This window comes from Carboxydocella sporoproducens DSM 16521 (assembly GCF_900167165.1).
GTDB lineage: Bacteria > Bacillota.
Genome location: NZ_FUXM01000002.1, coordinates 1 through 18,354, shown reverse-complemented (window position 1 = coordinate 18,354; position 18,354 = coordinate 1). Strand labels below are relative to the sequence as shown.

The following is an 18,354-nucleotide window of genomic DNA, read 5'->3' as shown; positions in this document are numbered from 1 at the left end:
TCTACACTAGCTTGAAATTTCCTGCTTGAGAAACAAAAAAGGTTCGAAAAAAAAATTCGAACCTACGGGAGAGGAATTTCTGCATTACCATCAATCTCTGCAATTAGCAGTTCGACTTGCTCAGACTTCAAATTTAAAAGCTGCAAAGATGTCTCATTTATAGAATAATATAGTCCATCTATGCCCAAACCTATCCCTAACATCAGACACAGAGCATCAGCCAAATGAACTATATGAACCAATTTATTAGTATGATCCTTAGGCTGATGGTGATAGGCAATGGTCTCAACAATATTCTGAGGCAGTTTCCACTTTTCGCCTAAAAGCGCCCCAGCTTCTGCGTGGCTATAACCCAATATTTCCTTTTCTACTTCCACAAAAGGCTTTTGTTCCGTTTCTACTTTTTGTAGAACTTGTTGGTAATCTTCAAAAATAAATTCATTTAATACTACTTTTCCTATATCATGTATAAGCCCTGCAACAAATGCCTCTTCTGGTTGTGGATATTTAATTTTCTTGGCAATGTGCCGTGAAATATTGCCACAGTATAATGCATGTTTCCATATTTCTCCCTGGGGCATAGCATAGCCTTTTATTTCACGATTTAATGTCTTGGAAAGGGCAAAACTCATTAAAAGGGATCTAATTGCGGCAAACCCCATAATTACTATCGCTTCATTAATAGTACTTACGCGTCTTGATAGACCATAAAATGCTGAGTTGGCATACTTTAGCAGTGTTACTGTCATTGCCTGGTCTGAGCCAATGATATTTGCTAAGTCCCTTGGACCGGAATTAGGATTATCTATAACCTGAAGAGCTTTTGTAACGGTAAGAGGTAACGGCGGTATATCCTCTACTGCTTTTATTAACTGCTCTAAACTGATTTTTGCCAACTTCTTCTCCTCCTGTATGTAATTCCTCGCAAATCATCGGTTAATTTTTTTATTCGACATAATTCTCTGAAATCCTTTCTTAATCAAGGATATACGCCATTATATTAGTCTCATGCCCCTCATAGTATATTGCAATGGCCATTATATATCCATTATCACAATTATAAATGCTGGTCAATTCTTGCCATAGACGACGTAATCTATTTTTTTTAACCCTAGTTATATTTTCAATAGCGGGTACAGGCGAAAATTTTGAACAAGTTTTTACTTCAACCAGGACTAAGTTGTTTTCGGAATCTTTGCATAATATATCGACCTCTCCCTTTTTTAGTTTTAGGTTTCTAGCAATTATCTTGTACCCTTGCTGTGCTAAATATTGAGCCGCTATTTCTTCGCCTAAGTTACCTAGCTCCTTTTTTTTCATATTCTCACCTAAAATAGCCGGCCTCAACTGAGGCCGGCTAAATTTTAAAGCTTATGGTATTAAAGCCTTAGCTGCAAGATCAGCTAAATTGGCCAGCGGTGTTGGATATACACCCAGAAGCAGGGTTATGACCATACTTACGATCAAAATTAGCTTCATATTGCCTGGCACAGCGATGGGCGTGTTATCTTGTGCTTCGCCTAGATACATTGCTTTGGTAACGTTCAGATAGTAATATACCGAAACCATTGACATTACCAGGCCCACTAACGCCAACCACAACTTCCCTTCAGCTACAACTGAAGCAAACAAGTATAGTTTACCTGCAAAACCAGCTAGAGGAGGTATCCCAGCCATAGAAAGCAAGCAGGTAGTTAAAACAGCAGCTAGAAGAGGGCTCCTTTGACTTAAACCTGACATATCCTTTATTTCTGTGCTGCCAACATTCATACTCATTACCATGGCAACAGTGAAAGCTCCGACTGTTGCAAAAAGATAGATCATCAGATAAAATGCCATGCCTTTAATACCAGCAGTTGTGCCTGCAACCAAACCGGTTAAGATATATCCAGCCTGGGCAACACCAGAATAAGCTAGCATTCTTTTTAGGTTAGTTTGCGGAATAGCCACAACGTTACCTATGACCATAGAGAGAGCAGACAGTCCCGCTAAAAGCCCTATCCAGCTCATCTTATATGGTGCGAGAGCAAAGTACAGTATCCTGGCAAAAGCTGCAAAGGCAGCAGCCTTGGACCCGACGGCCAAATAAGCGGTTACCGGACTCGGAGCCCCTTGGTAGATATCAGGTGACCACATATGGAAAGGTACAGCAGAGATTTTAAAACCGAAACCTGCAACCAGAAAAACCAAACCTAACAGCAACGCAGGTTCCAATCCTTGCTTTTGAGCAATGGCCACTATTTCCTGCAAACTAGTAGTTCTAGTCACACCATATACCATGCTTAAGCCATAAAGAATTATTGCCGATGACATGCCGCCTAGGAGTACATACTTTACACCAGCTTCGGCAGAGGCACTGTCTCCCCTTTTCATACCTGCCAAGGCATAAAAACTGATAGTCATCAATTCCAGGCCTAAATAGAGAGCAATTAATTCCCCGGCAGAAACCAAGGTCATCATGCCCAGGCAGGCAAAGACTAGAAGGGAATAAAACTCTGCCCGATAGACAGGTAACTTTTCAGAATATCTGGCAGCTGCAAGAGCAATTAAAGCTCCTGTAAGCAAGGCAAGCTGTTTAAAAAACAGACCGTAATCATCAAAAAGGTAAAATCCATTCAGGACAGATGTTTTGGTTCCATACAGGCTAAAACTATTAGCAAATACTATCAGCAAGCCAATGCCGGTTACATAGCCAAAACCCTTAGTTTGCGCTTTAGGAACCAGGATAGCTAAAACCATTAGTCCCAAAGCTATTAAAGCTGTTTGTAATTCTAACGAAAATAGTGACAGATCCAAATTCATTTAAAAGTTCCCCCCCATCTTTGTTGCTGCGCCGATGACATCACTAATTTGGGCAACCAGCGGAGCAACACCGTTATTAACCATATCCATTAACAAGAAGGGGAACAACCCACCAATGATCAATACTGAACCTAATACATACAGGGGAACCAGTTCCGGGCCCTTAGCATCTGGTAGCCAGTCATATTCACTGCGCCGCGGTCCAAACAGGGTATTGGCCAATAAGCGTAGACTGTAGAGTGCAGTGATTATAACCCCGGCAATAGCAATAACAGCACCTGCCATCACAGTACTATTTCCCTGAGCTGCTTTCCAGACACCAATAAAGATAGTAAACTCAGGAACAAAGCTGACTAAACCGGGTAACCCTAAGGAAGCCATACCAGCCATCATAAAACCAGTGGCAATCTTGGGAATTTGATGGGCCAACCCACCCAGATCTGGCATTGTGCGCACATGGGTTTTGTCATATACATAACCGATCATGGAGAAGAACAATGCCGACATAACACCGTGGGCGAACATATTGGCAATGGCCCCATTGATACCAATAATGTTCAGGCTGGCTACACCTAAAAGCACATAACCCATGTGACTGACAGAGCTATAACCAACAACATACTTCAAGTCCTTTTGTGCCAGAGCAATTAGGGCAGCATAAGCCACGTTCACCACTGCTAGCGCTATAATCACCGGCGCCCAGTATTTAGCTCCTTCCGGCATTATGAAGAGCCCAATCCGGATCAAACCGTAGCCACCGATTTTTTTCAATACGCCTGCATGGATCATGGATACAGCAGTTGGTGCACCTGCGTAACCATCAGGTGACCAGGAATGGAAGGGCCACATCGATAACAGAGAAGTAAATCCTAATGCCATCAACAGGAATGCTACTCTCTGGAATTCAGGAGTAAAGTTAAGTTTGGCCAGCTCGCTGATTTCAAATACCCACTTGCCTCCAGTCAGATTATGGGCTTCAACCAGCATATAGATTAAGCCACCAAGTAAAAATGCACTACCTATAAGCAGGTATATGGTCAATTTCATACCGGCATATTCTTTAGTAACCCGCTTGGTGCTACCCCAGATGATAACCATGATATAAATTGGGATAACAACAACTTCGTAAAACAGGAAGAATATGAACAAATCCTGGGTTACAAAGGTACCCATAACACCTGCGATAAGGATCAACAGCAAGATGAAAAATTCTTTTGGTCTCTTTTCATAGTTCCAAGAAGCATAGACAGCACTAAAGCCAATCAATGCTGTTAACAATACCATTGGCAAACTAATTCCATCTACACCGAGTGAATAATTAACGCCGAAATCAGGTATCCAGGGAATAAATTCTCTGAACTGAAGTCCACCAGCCTGCTTATCATAGCTAAAATACACATAAAGGGAAAGGGCCAGAGATACAAAGGTTGCTACAGCAGCAACTGATTTGATTAGCTTATGTTCATCTTTCGGTAAGAAAACGATAACCAGTGCTCCGATTATAGGAGCTAAAAACAATGCTGTTAGCAAGCCCATCAGTTGCCACCCCCTAACATAGCCAGCATTTCTTTGGCTGGGCTACCCATGGCTAGATAGATGGCAATGATGACGATCGCCAGGAAAAGTACCAGCGCATAATTTTGCAAGCGTCCGGTTTGAGCATATCTTAATCCGCCACCCAGTTCTCTGGTAAAGAAGCCCAGACCATTTACAATTCCGTCAATTACATAGATATCGAACCAGTACAACAGCTTTCCTAGACCATCAACAATAGTATGGTTAAACCAGAGGTAGATTTCATCAATAAAATATTTGTTGTAGGAAAGCTTATACAACAAACCAGCCCGTTCAGCCACTTTTTCGTAAGAAATTACTCGCTTCAAGTACATCAAGTAAGCTAAGCCGATTCCGGCCAGAGCCAGTATAGTTGATACTATCATGATGCCATAATTGGCTTCGGCATGATGATATTCTCCGGAACGGACCCAATAAGCCCAGCCATGTTCCGGTCCCCAGGGAGTGCCAACCCATCCTCCCACAACGGAAAGAAATGCCAGAACAAACAGGGGCAATAACATGCTGAAAGGAGATTCATGAGGGTGATTTTCCGGCTTTTCGGGACCAAAAAAGGTCAGGAAAATCATTCGCCACATATAGAATGCAGTCATAGCAGCGGTTATACTTGCCAGCCAGTAAAGAGCAGTATGACCGCTTTCCAGTGTCACTAACAAAATCTCATCCTTACTGAAGAAACCGGCAAATGGGAATATACCGGCAATAGCCAGACCGCCAATGACAAAAGTCCAGGCCGTGTAAGGCATTTTTCTCCTTAAACCACCCATATCCCAGACGTGAACTTTACCATGCATTGCATGTAATACACTACCTGCTCCCAGGAACATCAGAGCCTTGAAGAAAGCATGAGTAAAAAGATGGAAGAAGGAAGCAGTCAAACTACCTACTCCGAGTGCCATCATCATATACCCTAGCTGGGATACAGTCGAATATGCCAGGATCCGTTTAAGCTCTGTTTGAGTCAGGGCGATAGTTGCGGCAAAGAAGGCTGTAAAACCACCAACCCAGGCTACTACTTCACCAGCTACTTCTGCCGTCTGATACAGGAATAACATTCTTCCTACCAGATATACCCCTGCCACCACCATGGTAGCTGCGTGAATCAGAGCTGAAACAGGAGTAGGACCTTCCATCGCATCTGGCAACCATACATGCAGGGGAAATTGACCAGATTTACCAATAGGCCCGATAAACAGCAGGATTGCTATTACATTCAGCAACGCCAGAGAAATTCCATATTGCTGGTAGTTCGGCACCGCCTCTGCCAGCTGTGAAAAATCCAGGGTTCCAAAAACAATTTGCAGGAACAAGATCCCCAGAAGCATGCCAAAGTCGCCAATTCTTGTTGTAATAAATGCTTTTTTGGCTGCTTCTCGAGCAGAAATTTTATAATAGTAATATCCGATCAATAGGTAGGAACACAATCCCACTAGCTCCCAGAAGACAAACATTTGCAGTAAGTTAGTGGATATCACTAACCCTAGCATTGAAGCTGCAAACAGAGACAAATAGGCATAAAATCTACTAAAACCTGGATCTCCATGCATATAGCCAAGGGAATAAATTTGAACTAAAGAAGCAACCAGAGTAACTACAAAAAGCATCATCGCTGATATGGGGTCAATCCGTACCCCCATATTAATATTCAATCCTTCCATGCTGAACCAGGTAACATTCATTTCTAAAGGTTTTTCAATCAATTCTGGATTATTCAAGACCCCTATACCCACACTGACAGCTAAAACAAAGGATGTCAGAATGGCAGCGATCGCTACCAGCGCACTCAACTTTTGCCATCTCAGGGTTAACAACCCGATAATAGCAAATGCCAATGCTGGTAGCAGCGGAATAAGCCAGGCTTTTTCCATTGCAAACTGCACCATGCGCTCTTCGCACCACCTTTATTACCATTTCAGCCAGTCAATATCATTCAGATCAACAGAAAGCCGATCACGATAGATAGCTATTACCAGGGCCAGACCAACCGCAACCTCCGCAGCAGCTACGATTATAGTAAAAAGTGCAAACAGCTGGCCGTCAAGAAATTCAGGCTTTAAGAATCGGGAAAAGGCAACGAGGTTGATGTTAACGGAGTTTAACATCAGCTCTATACCCATCAAAACTGCAATAGCATTGCGTTTTGCCAGGGCACCATATAAGCCAATGCAAAATAGCAGGGCTGCCAACATCAAATAATGCTGTAAGGTAATCATTTCTGATTTTTCACCTCTTTCGCGATTACGATGGCCCCTAACATGGCAACAAGCAATAATACCGCCGCAATTTCAAAAGGTACCACGTAATCGGTTAACATCAGCTCTGCCAGCTGACCGACTGTTTCTTTAGGTCCTTCTGCAGCTTGATTTCCCCAGCTAGTAGCATTTAACAACCAGGCAAGAACGCTAAATACCCCCAGTGAAACAATCAATGCTGTCCACTTTTGATTATTAAACAAATTGGAACGATTTATGTCACCCCGTCTGGTAAGCATAACACCAAAAGCAAAGAGTATCGCTACTGCACCTACATAGACCATTAGCTGCACGAAGGCGATAAAATCAGCATTCAATGTGAGGTAAATACCTACCACTCCGGCAAAAGTTAAGATGAGAAACAGGGCGCTGTGTACCAGGTTGCGTTTTAAAACTACTCCCAGCGCTGCCCCTAATGTAATAAAGGACAGTAGATAGAAAAACAGTGCCTGCATTAATCAATTTCACCCCTTATTTCCCGTTTGCTCGGGATTGCCTCCGTTCTTACTGAAATACTCAGCATACATGTCCCGATTAACGTCTTCCCTGCTGTAGGCAGCAAGCTCAAAATTCTGGGTCCAGCGCAGAGCATTGGTCGGACAGGCCTCTACACAAAAACCACAGAAAAGGCAGCGCTCAACCATCATGGTATAGCCCACCAGTTTACGCTTGTTGTTTTCGTCCTTTTCAGATTTAACTGAAATTACATGGTTGGGACAGGCATTGGCACAGAGACCACAGGATATGCATTTGGGTACATCCAGATAAAAATCCCCATGAAAACGGGGTGCCAGCTGTGGCATCACATCAGGATATAGTTCGGTAACTGCTCCACCACGAAAATGTTTTAAAAAGTGTTTTAGTGTTACACCCATGCCTGTCATAATACCTTTGCCAAACATCTAATCACCATCCCATCCACTGGAAGAGCTTTATACCAACACCGGTTACCAATATATTGGCTAAAGATAGCGGAATCAAGACTTTCCAGCTAAAGCTCATCAAATGATCTATCCGGATCCGAGGTAAGGTCCAACGGGTCCACATAAAGAGTAAAATCATAAAGTACACTTTCAAAATGAACCAGACATAGGACGGGATAAAGTTCAAAAAGTCAAAGGGAGCTTGCCAACCGCCCAGGAAAAGGGTAGTAGCAATGGAGCTCACCGCAACCAGGTTGGCATATTCCGCCAGGAAAAACAAGGCCCAGCGCATACCGCTATATTCCGTATAAAGACCTGCTACTAGTTCCTGCTCACCTTCAGGCAAGTCAAAAGGAGCGCGGTTCAATTCAGCAGTTCCTGCAATGAAATAGATGAAGAAACCAATAAATTGCGGCACAATAAACCACATATTCTTTTGCGCAGCAACAATATCAGACATTTTTAAGGAGCCAGTCAACATCACAACACCCACCAGTGAAAATACCAGCGGGATTTCATAACTAACCATCTGAGCTACACTGCGCATACCACCCAAAAGGGAGTATTTATTGTTGGAGCCCCAACCCGCCATTAAAAAGGCGATAGTTGAGACAGAAGCTACTGAAACAAAGTAAAACAAGCCAATATTCAAGTCAGCGATAATCATTTCGTCACCAAAGGGAATTACTGCAAAAACCATAGTTGCTGGCACAAAAATCAACAAAGAAGCGATCCGGAACACCCATTTATCAACAGCTTCAGGAATAATATCCTCTTTTGTTAAAAGCTTGAGAGTATCAGCCAGGGTTTGAAACAGCCCTTTGGGCCCAAGTCGGTTCGGGCCGTAACGTTGTTGGATAAAACTTGAGATCTTCCGCTCTAAATACACCAGGACCAGTGCGTTTAACAAGCAGAAGATGATAACGCCCAGACCGCCAACAACATCCATTAAAACTTCAACAGCTGCGGGAGAAAAATTAAGGCTGGCAAACCACTGACGAAGCCATTCGGCAAAGACAACAAAAAAACTTTTTTCCATGCATCTTCTCCCCTATACAATCCAGATTTCCCCTAGCGGTCAATTTCCCCTAAAACGATATCGATGGAAGCTAGCACAACAATGGCATCCTGAATATTGCAGCCTTTAACAATTTCAGGGAATACACCGAGATTGACGAACGAAGGTGAATGAATATGGAGTCGATAAGGCTTAGGTGAGCCATCACTGACAATGTAAAAGCCTAATTGACCTTTGGAAATTTCCATGCGATGATAAACTTCTCCTGCCGGAGGTTTAATCACTTTCGGTACTTTGGCCATTATCGGTCCATCTGGGATTTGATCTAAAGCTTGCTCAATAATTTTAAGGCTTTGCTCCATTTCCAGTAGTCTGATCATATAGCGGTCATAACTATCACCGTTGTACAGAACAGGTACTTCAAAATCAAATCGATCATATACACTATAAGGTTCTACTTTCCTGAGGTCATAGGGTACACCACTAGCTCTCAAATTAGGGCCTGTCACCCCATAAGCCAGTGCCAGCTCTTTGGAAAGCACCCCTACGTTCTTGGAACGAGCAATCAAAATCTCGTTTCCAGAAATAACTTTATGATACTCTTCGATAGCTTTAGGAAATTCAGCAATAAATTTTTTTACAGCCGGGAAAAACTCATCTGGAAGGTCTTCAGCCACCCCACCGATCCGCATATAGCTAAATGTCATTCGGGACCCGCTTACCATTTCCAGTAAGTCGAGTACGGTTTCTCTGTCCCGGAAGCAATACATCCAGCCGGTAAATGCCGCCAGGTCAAGAGCATAACTTCCAACAAAAACCAGGTGACTGGCAATACGGCTCAATTCACCAACGATTACTCTGATATATTCCGCCCGTTCTGGAACTTCTATGCCCATGAGTTTTTCCACAGTAGCAACATAGGCCCAGTTATTCAACATACCGGAAAGGTAGTCTAAGCGGTCAGTATAGGGTATAAACTGTGTATATGTTCTGCTTTCGGCAAGTTTTTCCAATCCTCGATGCAGATAACCGGTATGATTTTCAGCTTTAGTAATGTACTCACCATCAAGGGTTAAGACACAGCGATAAACGCCGTGGGTACTAGGGTGCTGGGGACCCAGATTCAATGTGATTTCCTGTGTCCTAATCATCGTCACACCTCACAGTTTGTAATCCTTCCTCAAAGGATGACCTTCCCAATCATCGGGTAGTAGTATTCGTTTGAGGTTAGGATGCCCTTTGAAAATTATCCCAATCAAATCATAGGCCTCTCTTTCCTGCACGTTAGCAGCAGGATACACACTGGTTATTGAGGCGATTTCAGGTTTCACCTTATCTATTACTGCTTTTACGTTGATTTTATCAGGGGACTTTACCGATGTGACCTGATAAGCCATTATAAAGTTGGATTCATACTCCGTTGCAGTTAAATTAACGAGCAAAGGTAACTCAAACTTGTCCCTGAGCTCCTTCATTACGTCAACTATGATCCCAGCGGAAACTTCAATAGTGTCTCCTGAAATGTCTTCAACAGCCTTGACTTTATCCCCAAACTTTTTGTTGAGTTCAGCCAGGACTTTATCTCTAAAGTTATTTGCCATATTTCTTCAACCTCACCCTATTAGGGTTCTCCACCTTTTCTTTGAGCTGGAGAAACCCATAAATCAATGCCTCCGGTCGTGGCGGGCAACCAGGAACATAAACATCTACAGGCAAGAAGGTATCTGCGCCTTTTACAACACTATAGGAGTCAACAAACGGCCCACCACTAATGGCACAACTTCCCATTGCCATTACCCATTTGGGTTCAGGCATTTGGTCGTAGAGCACCTCGATCAAAGGTTGCATTTTTTTTGTTATCGTACCAGCTACAATCATTAAATCACTTTGACGCGGTGATGGCCTAAATACCTCATAACCAAAACGGGCCAGATCAAAACGAGGCCCACCTGCTGACATCATCTCAATAGCGCAGCAGGCCAAACCGAAAGTCATTGGCCATAAAGAGCGTGCCCTAGCCCAATTGAAAACGGCCTCAACTGTTGTCAGAATAACGCCTTTTTCAACCAGTGCCTGAGGGTTTTGGATTTCATTTTTTACATCCATTCCAATGCTCCTTCCTTCCAGGCGTACCAGAATCCCAGAATCAGAATCGCAATAAAGATAAACATTTCAACAAAAGCAAAGGTTCCTAGCACTTTGAATTTTACTGCCCAGGGATATAGAAAAACTGTTTCAACATCAAAGGCAACAAACAGCAAGGCGTACATGAAGTAACTTGTCTTAAACTGAATCCAGGTATCTCCCTGGGTTTCGAGACCGCATTCATAAGTGGTGTACTTGTATTTTGCTGATCTTTTTGGCGAAAGCAATCTGGATACAAACAAAATAATTACAGGGAAAGCCATTGCGACCAGCAAAATAGCACCTATACCCGCAAACTGTAAACTCATAATCTCCCCCCTTTCTTTAGCCCATTTATCATTAGCTCGGAGACAGATAAATTATGCCACCGAGCCCAAGCCAGCGTCAATAAAATTCGACAAACTTGATACTGTTCTTCTTTTCACTAAATTAATTCCACATTTTTGAATTGCAAGACTTTTTTAACAAAAACTGTCGGTTCTTTCATTAAGTCAATTATTTCGCCCCGCAATACTGTATTTCCATGCTGATCAGATATAATTTTTACTACCGGACGATAAGGTATACCACGGTTAATGTTAATTACCGTTGCCAGCCGTCCATCAAGCAATTCGACAATACTGCCGATGGGGTAAATCGCCAGGTTCTGTACAAATGCTTTGACTATCTCAGCATCATAAGAATGATATGATGATGCGATTAAGACTTCAATTGCCTCATAAGGTAAGACCATATTTTTATATACTCTGTCAGCAGTCAAGGCATCGTAGGCATCTACCACAGCCACGATCTTGGCAAAAATATGTATCTGTTTCTCGGAAAGCCCCTGGGGGTAACCTGTGCCATTAACTCGCTCATGATGTTGTCGTGCTACATTGGCAGCCAGAGTACTAATCTCGGGATGCATACGTAAAATTTGAAATCCCCTTTCCGTATGAGTTCTGACAATTTTCATTTCCTCATTAGTCAAAGGTCCAGGTTTATTCAATATGGATTCAGGTATAAAACATTTTCCCACATCATGCAGAAGAGCACCCATCGCAAGTTCATACAAGGCGCTCTTCTCCAATCCCATAACATGTCCTACAGCAATAGCCAGGGTACAGACATTCACACTATGGGCAAACGTATAATCATCTAATATCCTGATATCCGAGAGTTTTGTAAGTACTTTAGGATATGAAATAATTTGTGCAATCATTTCATTAATAACCGCTCTGGCTTTCTTCACATTAAATAACTGTCCCGCCTTAATATCACTCATGAACTCTGCAACCAGCTTCTCTGCCTCCAGACGAGTTTCAAAAGAGATAACGTCAGGAAGTTCCTTAACTTTTTCGTAAGCCGTCTGGATATTTATCTCTTCCCAGGGTTTAGGTTGAACTATATATACTGTTGGTATAGCATAATCAAATAAACTTTTAATAAGTTTTTCAGTAAGTTTTTTTCCTGCTTTTATAAGAAGAACTCCATCACGACTATATACCGGTCGCGCTAAAATCATCCCGGGTTTTGCATCGTAAATTAGTATGCGTTTCATCTTGTACCTCCACCAAAAGATATATTCGCCGTCTTAAGGTAAAATCCCTGCTAGTAGCCGAAATTTTCTTAAATTTTCTCACAATCGGTTTTGCAAGCGGTAGACATAGGCAAGTATTTCTGCTACTGCCTGGTATAGTTCTGCTGGAATCATTTCCCCAGGCTCCTGATTGACTAGAATTCTGGCCAGATAAGGTTGGCTAACTACTGGAATTTCCGCTTCCTCCGCCAGAGCAATTATCTTTTCAGCTATTGGACCACGCCCTGTAGCCAAGATTCGTGGAGCTGCGTCCCGACCGCTATCATAACCTAATGCTATCGCAATCTTCTTTTTTTTATCATTCAATTCCATCACTACCCTTTTAAATCTATCCCACAAGAAAAACCGGTTTCTTCGATCATTTCATCCACAGCCGAGAGCACTGCCCAGCGTTTTATATTCCAACCTAAAGCGTTGAGCTTATTTTTTAGTTCTTCTGTTATAGTTCCTTTTATATTGAAAAAATTAACCCACATCTCTTTGTCTGATGTGGCAGTAATGCTCACAAAAGCAGGGTTGTTAGCCTGCTCAATCCGCACTAAAAAACGCCAAATTTTCATCTGTTGAGCTAAGGCTTTTTCTGCTTCCCCTTCCCAAACCAATGCCTGCAACTCTGTGTCATTACTTTCGGCTAAGGGTTTCCACACCCAATAAGAGACTCCAGGTTCGGGTTCATCCTTTTTCTGCCAATTCTGCATATTAAACAAATCCCCTAATTCAGGTTTGAAATCAGAATTGTTTGCTGACGAAAAAAGCCAATGAGCAAGGAAATTCAACAATTTTTTCTTAAGGGGCAAACCTTCTCGTGCTGCGAAAACAGCAGCTTTTAATGTTTCAGCAGAACTGCCATGCAACTTAATCGCCAGTTGTAACCATTTGATCCAGCGCTCAGTTTGGGGGATATTATGTTTGGAAATATAATCTAATATCAACATTTCGCTCTGGTTTAACTCAACAAGAGTCTGAAAGAAAACCCTGTTTTCTCTAATATCATTGACCTTAAGTAGTACATTTTGTCCTGGCTTTAAATTGAGCTCACTTTGCGCAAAAATAATTATATCACCAATGGCAATCTTGAGCTCATCGCCTTTGACATCTATAACTTTAGCCCAAATTTGCCTTCCAATATTTAACTTCAAGTTTTTTAAGATATTATCAATAGCTTTTGTCTGTATTTCCAACAAGCGGTCGAGCTTCAATCCGCTCACTCTCCAGCAAAAATTTTCTTACAAAGGACCAGCGATGCTGCGGGCATGGGCCATATTTTTTTAAAGCAGCAATATGTGCTGCTGTACCATATCCTTTATGTTGCTCGAAACCATATTCCGGAAACAATTTCCCTATTTCTGCCATCATTTGATCCCTTGTAACTTTGGCGATAACCGAAGCAGCAGCAATACACGCATGCAACGCATCACCATCAATTATCCTTTCTTGATGACCAGGCCAGTCCGCTAAAGTTAAAGCATCTATTAGCAAAACTTTTGGCTCTACTTTTAGTCCTTTTACTGCCCTTAGCATGGCCAGTTTAGTGGCATTTAGAATATTAAGTTGTTCAATTTCAGCCACATCGGAAATTCCGACCGCCCAGGCGATCGCATCCTGTTTTATTTGTTCATATAACTGATTACGTTTAGATTCAGTTAGTTTTTTCGAGTCATCCAAAACAGGATAATAACAATCTTCAGGTAAAATAACAGCAGCGGCTACTACTGGACCGGCCAGCGGACCTCGCCCGGCTTCGTCCACTCCTGCAACCAACAATCCTTGCTGGCGGTATCGTTTTTCTAACGCCCTAAAATCATGCCAGCGTTTTTGTAATAAATAGTTTTTTTCTCTGTTTTTCATATATCTGAGCAATAGCTTTTTTACTGCTGGTCGGTGATCGGCTTTCAGCAGTTCTAACATGTCTAGCGGTATTTCCTGATTACGGCTAAGTAATTCTTTTAAATATTGCTGTATATCTTTAATTGTTTTCATATACTTCGCCCCTTTAAACTTTTAAAATTCGACGTTTGATATGTTTTTCCTGCAAAAATAAAAATAGAAAATAAAGGCCTGAAATGAAAATGAAAATATTTTGTTTTTTTTTGAAAATTAACATTATTGGAACCCCAAATAACCATAAGTTATTGAGGATTCCAAGAATGTTAATTTTATAATTTGCCTGCTTTTAGATTTATATATTAAAAATCTTTTTTAAAAGTTTTGATTTGCCTCTACTTGCAGGGATTTCTGTACTATCTTTGTCCTTCATAATCAGCGTGTAGCAACCGTGGAAACTAGGACGGATTTCTTTTACGTAATTAATATTGACAATATAACATCGGTGAGGGCGAAAAAACATAGCCGGATTCAATCTTTGCTCAAGTTCTTTAATGGTAAATCGTGTTATTAAATCTTCACCTTGTTTAACTCTTAAATAGACAAACTCTTTTTCAGAGTAAAAGAAAATTATATCTTCTATCTTAACAGGATAGATAGTTCCTCTTAATTTCCCTGTAACTATTTGGAAATAATTTGATTTCCCAGAAGGAAATCCTTCCTTGCTGAACTCTGTAAATAATCGATTTATAACCTCCTCAACTTTGGATTTTTCAATAGGTTTTAAAAGATAGTCAAAAGCTTTAACTTTAATAGCTTCGATAGCATGATCTTCATAGGCCGTAACAAAAATAATTTTGGGGGCGCTATCCATGTTTTGCAATATATGAACTAGTTCAATGCCACTCATATCTGGCATTCTTATGTCTAAAAAGACGGCATCATAATTTAGAGCGGTAATCAGTTGATAAGCCTCATTGGCATTACTGGCTTCGCCAACTATGGAAATATTGTTAAACATGCTCAAATGATATCGTAACTCCTTGCGGGCGGGGTACTCATCATCAACGATTAGTACTCGTAACTTTTTCATTTTAAATCTTCCTTTCAAATCATACTAATTCTTCTAAATATTCCTCTGTACCCATTGGCATAATATGAACTCCATCAGAAATACTTTTTAATTCATTAATGGTGTCTTGTGCAATTCTTAATCCCTCTTTTATAGGATTTTTAGATTTTTCAAGAATATCAATGAATTTCTCCGGAACCTTAATTCCGGGAATGTTTTTGTTCATATACCTGGCCATAGCAGCTGATTTTAAAGGAATAATACCTACCAAAAACCGTATGTTAAATCTTTTAGCATCTTCAATAAAATCAGCAACTTCCCGAACAGAATATACCGCCTGTGTTTGTACAAACCTGATACCAGCGGCCACTTTCCTCTCTAATTTCCACATTTGGGCTTCTCTGCACTGAAGTGAGGGATTTACTACACCACCATAGATTAAATTAGGTTTTCCGGTCAAAACCTTGCCGTTTAAAGTATAGCCATTGTTAAGTTGAGCAGCGGTAGCCATGAGCTGTACTGAGTCCAGGTCAAACACAGATTTAGACTTGGGGTCTTCACCGATTAATGTATGATCACCTGTCATAAAAAGGAAATATTCTACCCCTAAAGCCGCTGCTCCCAAAATCTCAGATTGTAAGGCCATCCGGTTTCTGTCTCTACAGGTCAGTTGACATATGGGAGTAATGCCTTCCTTTAGTAATATGGCACATACAGCCACTGGAGAAATCTTAATACTTGCCCTTTGATTATCGGTGATATTAATTGCATCAACTTTCCCCCAAATTTTTTTAGCCGTTGTGAGTAATTTTGAACAATCTATCCCTCTCGGAGGACATAATTCAACGGTTGTTATGAATTGCCCTGATAATAATTTTCTTCTAAAATCCATTAGTCCTCACCACCGAATAGTCTTTAATCTGATTCAGGATCTGCGTTATCGATATCCTTCTATTTTGAACTTTGGGAATAACCATGCACCATACACAGTCTTTAACTCCATCAATTTCACATTTGCCATTTTGAGCCCCTCCACAAGGGCCATTAATTAATCCTTTAGCACAGTGCATGATAGGACAAGTCCCTGCCATCGGAATCATACAATTTCGACATTTTACACATACTCCGCGCATCATTGACACCACCTAAAGGTATTTTAATTAATACCATCGTTCCACGATGTTCCTGGCTTTTGATTTTCAACCGGTATTTTGGTCCATACAAACTTATTAATCGTTGGTCAATATTGCTTAAAGCCAAACCGTTATTAGTATCTTGAGTAGGAATCAGTATTTTAGCTTGCCGGTCTCTAGGAATTCCTTTACCGTTGTCACGAACCAGCACATATAAAGTTTTATTCTTTTCTTTACAAGTTATTGTAACTTCTCCACCATTGGTAAGGGGTGAAACTCCATGTAAGATGGCATTTTCAACCAAGGGCTGAATAATTAGTCCAGGTATTAAAATATTTAATAGATGCGACTCCACATTAAAGGCAACTTTAAGTCTATCACCAAATCTAGCTTGTTCTAACGTTATATAAGTTTTGATATATTCAATTTCCTCGCTGAGGGTGATAAAATCTTGGTCACTTTTTAATGTTTTGCGGAAGAACTTTGAGAACTCAATTAGCAACTCCCGAGCCTTATCCGGGTCATTTCTACTACAATAGATAATCGTGTTGATAACGTTAAACAGAAAATGAGGTCTAATCTGAGCCTGCAGGGCTTCTAGCTTGGCTTTGGCCGCCAATTGTTTTTGATGTTCTTTTTCCGCAAGTTCAATCTGAATACTAAGGATCTGGCCGATACCTTTGGCTAAGTTCAGTAGATAATCATCAATGCGAGTCCTATTAACCTGGTATAATTTCAGGGTACCAACAACCTTGCTGTCACAAAAAAGAGGTACAATTACCGCTGCTTTAAGGGGACAGGAACAATCTTTAATTGAACAATTAAATTCACCGTTATTTATTACCATCACCTTACCTGCATTAATGGCTTCCTTGGTTACGTTAGTAATAATACTTTTCCCTAAACGATGATGATTGCAGCCTGCTCCGGCAAATCCTATAATTTGCTGGGTATCAGTAATCGCTACAGCATCTACCGGAATAATTCTTTTAATAATTTCAACAACCTTTTGAGCTGTTTCCGGAGTCAGGCCTTGCCTTAAATAGTGTAACGTTTCATAGGCTAAATAAATTTCAGGTTTGTATAAAGAATAACTCGGAGCTGTAGCTTCCCTGTTTATTTTCCACTGAAGCTTTCCCAGCCAAACCCCTGCTAAGAAACCAAATATTGCAAGACTAATAGCCGATAGCATCTCTAAGCACATCCTCAATAAATTCTATTGGGTCAATTTCCTTCACTCCATGAATTTCCCTGACCACCATAAACTTTTGACAATTGTTATCACAAACACTTTTATGTTTTTCTAAACATTCTATAGAGTCAAAAATATAAACATTGATACCAATTTCAGACGCCATTTGTACCAGCCCATCTATTCTGGCATCTCCAACGCTACCACCTACAATAGCTAATGAAGGTTTAAAATTCCAAACTTCATAAAGATATTCCAGATCTTCTTTTAATGTCAATAATTTTCTTCCCATTTTGCATCTACTCCTTATGAATTTTTCAAAATTATTTTCGCCTAATAAAAACCATAATTTTGAAGAAACATCCAACTTAAAACCCTTTTTCAGCATAAATCGAATTAGCAATATAATTGATTTGATTAAATATTTTTGTTGGTCATAACTTGCTATAACTTTTTTAGGATAATAATCATATAGAAAGTTTTTTAAGTATTTGTAGTTTAGCTTCCATATTGGAACCCCTACCTCACAGGCAAGATAGTCAATAAGTAATAGACAATGTTCTAAATGATAGGCTCTGATTGTTTTGTTTTTGATAATACGGCCAAGCCAGGCATCAAATGGTTTATAAACCATTTTTTCGGCCATATCCATTAAAACAACAGCATAATCAACATTCTGGGGAAGCCAATGTACGATTATAAGTTGATCATTGTCAGATTCTTTTGCCATTACCGTTGCATGTACCATTTTTGTTACCTCCCTCAATAACTGATCTATATAATTCTTGGTAAAAGTATAATTCAATACAAAAAATCATGCATTAAAATCACCGTCAAAT

22 protein-coding genes are annotated in these 18,354 nt (G+C 40.7%); all 22 read right to left on the bottom strand.

Annotated features, from left to right (window positions below; all coding sequences use genetic code 11):
- Positions 1-62: 62 nt before the first annotated feature.
- The 22 genes from B5D20_RS00990 to B5D20_RS00885 all read right to left on the bottom strand — a co-directional run bounded on the left by B5D20_RS00990 (position 63) and on the right by B5D20_RS00885 (position 18,263).
- Positions 63-896 carry an HDOD domain-containing protein gene (locus B5D20_RS00990; RefSeq protein ID WP_159071863.1) on the bottom strand — a complete coding sequence of 278 codons (834 nt, stop codon included), beginning with the start codon at positions 894-896 and terminating at the stop codon, positions 63-65.
- A gap of 79 nt (positions 897-975) precedes the next feature.
- Positions 976-1,320 (bottom strand): YraN family protein, encoded by a 345-nt coding sequence (locus tag B5D20_RS00985; RefSeq protein WP_078664361.1) that lies wholly within the window; start codon positions 1,318-1,320, stop codon positions 976-978.
- 51 nt (positions 1,321-1,371) lie between these two features.
- On the bottom strand, positions 1,372-2,802 hold the full coding sequence (locus B5D20_RS00980; RefSeq protein WP_078664360.1) for an NADH-quinone oxidoreductase subunit N: 1,431 nt from the start codon (positions 2,800-2,802) through the stop codon (positions 1,372-1,374).
- Positions 2,803-4,338 carry a complex I subunit 4 family protein gene (locus B5D20_RS00975; protein ID WP_078664359.1) on the bottom strand — a complete coding sequence of 512 codons (1,536 nt, stop codon included), beginning with the start codon at positions 4,336-4,338 and terminating at the stop codon, positions 2,803-2,805.
- Positions 4,338-6,260, bottom strand: coding sequence for an NADH-quinone oxidoreductase subunit L (gene nuoL / locus B5D20_RS00970; protein ID WP_078664358.1), 1,923 nt, complete (start codon positions 6,258-6,260; stop codon positions 4,338-4,340). Before nuoL ends, B5D20_RS00975 begins: the two co-directional genes overlap by 1 nt.
- Positions 6,261-6,281: 21 nt before the next feature.
- Positions 6,282-6,590 carry an NADH-quinone oxidoreductase subunit NuoK gene (gene nuoK / locus B5D20_RS00965; RefSeq protein ID WP_078664357.1) on the bottom strand — a complete coding sequence of 103 codons (309 nt, stop codon included), beginning with the start codon at positions 6,588-6,590 and terminating at the stop codon, positions 6,282-6,284.
- Positions 6,587-7,084 (bottom strand): NADH-quinone oxidoreductase subunit J family protein, encoded by a 498-nt coding sequence (locus B5D20_RS00960; RefSeq protein WP_078664356.1) that lies wholly within the window; start codon positions 7,082-7,084, stop codon positions 6,587-6,589. The genes nuoK and B5D20_RS00960 overlap by 4 nt, the downstream gene beginning before the upstream one ends.
- Positions 7,085-7,093: 9 nt before the next feature.
- On the bottom strand, positions 7,094-7,531 hold the full coding sequence (locus B5D20_RS00955) for a NuoI/complex I 23 kDa subunit family protein (protein WP_078664355.1): 438 nt from the start codon (positions 7,529-7,531) through the stop codon (positions 7,094-7,096).
- 4 nt (positions 7,532-7,535) lie between these two features.
- Positions 7,536-8,591: an NADH-quinone oxidoreductase subunit NuoH gene (gene nuoH / locus B5D20_RS00950; RefSeq protein ID WP_078664354.1), complete on the bottom strand. Its 1,056-nt coding sequence runs from the start codon at positions 8,589-8,591 to the stop codon at positions 7,536-7,538.
- 32 nt (positions 8,592-8,623) lie between these two features.
- Positions 8,624-9,721, bottom strand: coding sequence for an NADH-quinone oxidoreductase subunit D (locus B5D20_RS00945; RefSeq protein ID WP_078664353.1), 1,098 nt, complete (start codon positions 9,719-9,721; stop codon positions 8,624-8,626).
- 9 nt (positions 9,722-9,730) lie between these two features.
- Positions 9,731-10,171 carry an NADH-quinone oxidoreductase subunit C gene (locus tag B5D20_RS00940; RefSeq protein ID WP_078664352.1) on the bottom strand — a complete coding sequence of 147 codons (441 nt, stop codon included), beginning with the start codon at positions 10,169-10,171 and terminating at the stop codon, positions 9,731-9,733.
- Positions 10,161-10,676 (bottom strand): NADH-quinone oxidoreductase subunit B, encoded by a 516-nt coding sequence (locus tag B5D20_RS00935; RefSeq protein ID WP_078664351.1) that lies wholly within the window; start codon positions 10,674-10,676, stop codon positions 10,161-10,163. Before B5D20_RS00935 ends, B5D20_RS00940 begins: the two co-directional genes overlap by 11 nt.
- Positions 10,667-11,023 carry an NADH-quinone oxidoreductase subunit A gene (locus B5D20_RS00930; RefSeq protein ID WP_078664350.1) on the bottom strand — a complete coding sequence of 119 codons (357 nt, stop codon included), beginning with the start codon at positions 11,021-11,023 and terminating at the stop codon, positions 10,667-10,669. Before B5D20_RS00930 ends, B5D20_RS00935 begins: the two co-directional genes overlap by 10 nt.
- 116 nt (positions 11,024-11,139) lie before the next feature.
- Positions 11,140-12,255, bottom strand: coding sequence for an HD-GYP domain-containing protein (locus tag B5D20_RS00925; protein ID WP_078664349.1), 1,116 nt, complete (start codon positions 12,253-12,255; stop codon positions 11,140-11,142).
- A 78-nt stretch (positions 12,256-12,333) separates the two neighbouring features.
- Positions 12,334-12,600, bottom strand: a complete 267-nt coding sequence (locus B5D20_RS00920) for an EscU/YscU/HrcU family type III secretion system export apparatus switch protein (protein ID WP_375804192.1) — start codon at positions 12,598-12,600, stop codon at positions 12,334-12,336.
- Positions 12,601-12,608: 8 nt separating this feature from the next.
- Complete coding sequence (locus B5D20_RS00915) at positions 12,609-13,493, bottom strand: hypothetical protein (RefSeq protein WP_078664347.1); 885 nt, start codon at positions 13,491-13,493, stop codon at positions 12,609-12,611.
- Entirely contained in the window at positions 13,450-14,274 is an 825-nt protein-coding gene (locus B5D20_RS00910; RefSeq protein ID WP_078664346.1) for a ribonuclease HII, read from the bottom strand. The genes B5D20_RS00915 and B5D20_RS00910 overlap by 44 nt, the downstream gene beginning before the upstream one ends.
- A gap of 199 nt (positions 14,275-14,473) precedes the next feature.
- Complete coding sequence (locus tag B5D20_RS00905; RefSeq protein WP_078664345.1) at positions 14,474-15,211, bottom strand: LytR/AlgR family response regulator transcription factor; 738 nt, start codon at positions 15,209-15,211, stop codon at positions 14,474-14,476.
- 19 nt (positions 15,212-15,230) lie between these two features.
- A complete protein-coding gene (locus tag B5D20_RS00900) occupies positions 15,231-16,082 on the bottom strand; it encodes a methylenetetrahydrofolate reductase (RefSeq protein ID WP_078664344.1) in 852 nt (283 codons plus the stop codon).
- Complete coding sequence (locus tag B5D20_RS14275) at positions 16,072-16,281, bottom strand: methylenetetrahydrofolate reductase C-terminal domain-containing protein (RefSeq protein WP_375804193.1); 210 nt, start codon at positions 16,279-16,281, stop codon at positions 16,072-16,074. The genes B5D20_RS00900 and B5D20_RS14275 overlap by 11 nt, the downstream gene beginning before the upstream one ends.
- Positions 16,247-17,515: a histidine kinase gene (locus tag B5D20_RS00890; RefSeq protein WP_159071861.1), complete on the bottom strand. Its 1,269-nt coding sequence runs from the start codon at positions 17,513-17,515 to the stop codon at positions 16,247-16,249. Before B5D20_RS00890 ends, B5D20_RS14275 begins: the two co-directional genes overlap by 35 nt.
- Positions 17,499-18,263, bottom strand: a complete 765-nt coding sequence (locus B5D20_RS00885) for a hypothetical protein (protein WP_078664341.1) — start codon at positions 18,261-18,263, stop codon at positions 17,499-17,501. Before B5D20_RS00885 ends, B5D20_RS00890 begins: the two co-directional genes overlap by 17 nt.
- Between the last annotated feature and the right edge of the window lie 91 nt (positions 18,264-18,354).

Coding starts and splice junctions, on each gene's coding strand:
- nuoH (WP_078664354.1), bottom strand. CDS start 8,591: ATGGAAAAAAGTTTTTTTGTTGTCTTTGCCGAATGGCTTCGTCAGTGG.
- B5D20_RS00960 (WP_078664356.1), bottom strand. CDS start 7,084: ATGCAGGCACTGTTTTTCTATCTACTGTCCTTTATTACATTAGGGGCA.
- nuoK (WP_078664357.1), bottom strand. CDS start 6,590: ATGATTACCTTACAGCATTATTTGATGTTGGCAGCCCTGCTATTTTGC.
- B5D20_RS00885 (WP_078664341.1), bottom strand. CDS start 18,263: ATGGTACATGCAACGGTAATGGCAAAAGAATCTGACAATGATCAACTT.
- B5D20_RS00940 (WP_078664352.1), bottom strand. CDS start 10,171: ATGGCAAATAACTTTAGAGATAAAGTCCTGGCTGAACTCAACAAAAAG.
- B5D20_RS00975 (WP_078664359.1), bottom strand. CDS start 4,338: ATGGGCTTGCTAACAGCATTGTTTTTAGCTCCTATAATCGGAGCACTG.
- B5D20_RS00955 (WP_078664355.1), bottom strand. CDS start 7,531: ATGTTTGGCAAAGGTATTATGACAGGCATGGGTGTAACACTAAAACAC.
- B5D20_RS00935 (WP_078664351.1), bottom strand. CDS start 10,676: ATGGATGTAAAAAATGAAATCCAAAACCCTCAGGCACTGGTTGAAAAA.
- B5D20_RS00890 (WP_159071861.1), bottom strand. CDS start 17,515: ATGCTATCGGCTATTAGTCTTGCAATATTTGGTTTCTTAGCAGGGGTT.
- B5D20_RS00925 (WP_078664349.1), bottom strand. CDS start 12,255: ATGAAACGCATACTAATTTACGATGCAAAACCCGGGATGATTTTAGCG.
- nuoL (WP_078664358.1), bottom strand. CDS start 6,260: ATGGTGCAGTTTGCAATGGAAAAAGCCTGGCTTATTCCGCTGCTACCA.
- B5D20_RS00905 (WP_078664345.1), bottom strand. CDS start 15,211: ATGAAAAAGTTACGAGTACTAATCGTTGATGATGAGTACCCCGCCCGC.
- B5D20_RS00900 (WP_078664344.1), bottom strand. CDS start 16,082: ATGGATTTTAGAAGAAAATTATTATCAGGGCAATTCATAACAACCGTT.
- B5D20_RS00980 (WP_078664360.1), bottom strand. CDS start 2,802: ATGAATTTGGATCTGTCACTATTTTCGTTAGAATTACAAACAGCTTTA.
- B5D20_RS14275 (WP_375804193.1), bottom strand. CDS start 16,281: ATGGCAGGGACTTGTCCTATCATGCACTGTGCTAAAGGATTAATTAAT.
- B5D20_RS00910 (WP_078664346.1), bottom strand. CDS start 14,274: ATGAAAACAATTAAAGATATACAGCAATATTTAAAAGAATTACTTAGC.
- B5D20_RS00945 (WP_078664353.1), bottom strand. CDS start 9,721: ATGATTAGGACACAGGAAATCACATTGAATCTGGGTCCCCAGCACCCT.
- B5D20_RS00985 (WP_078664361.1), bottom strand. CDS start 1,320: ATGAAAAAAAAGGAGCTAGGTAACTTAGGCGAAGAAATAGCGGCTCAA.
- B5D20_RS00930 (WP_078664350.1), bottom strand. CDS start 11,023: ATGAGTTTACAGTTTGCGGGTATAGGTGCTATTTTGCTGGTCGCAATG.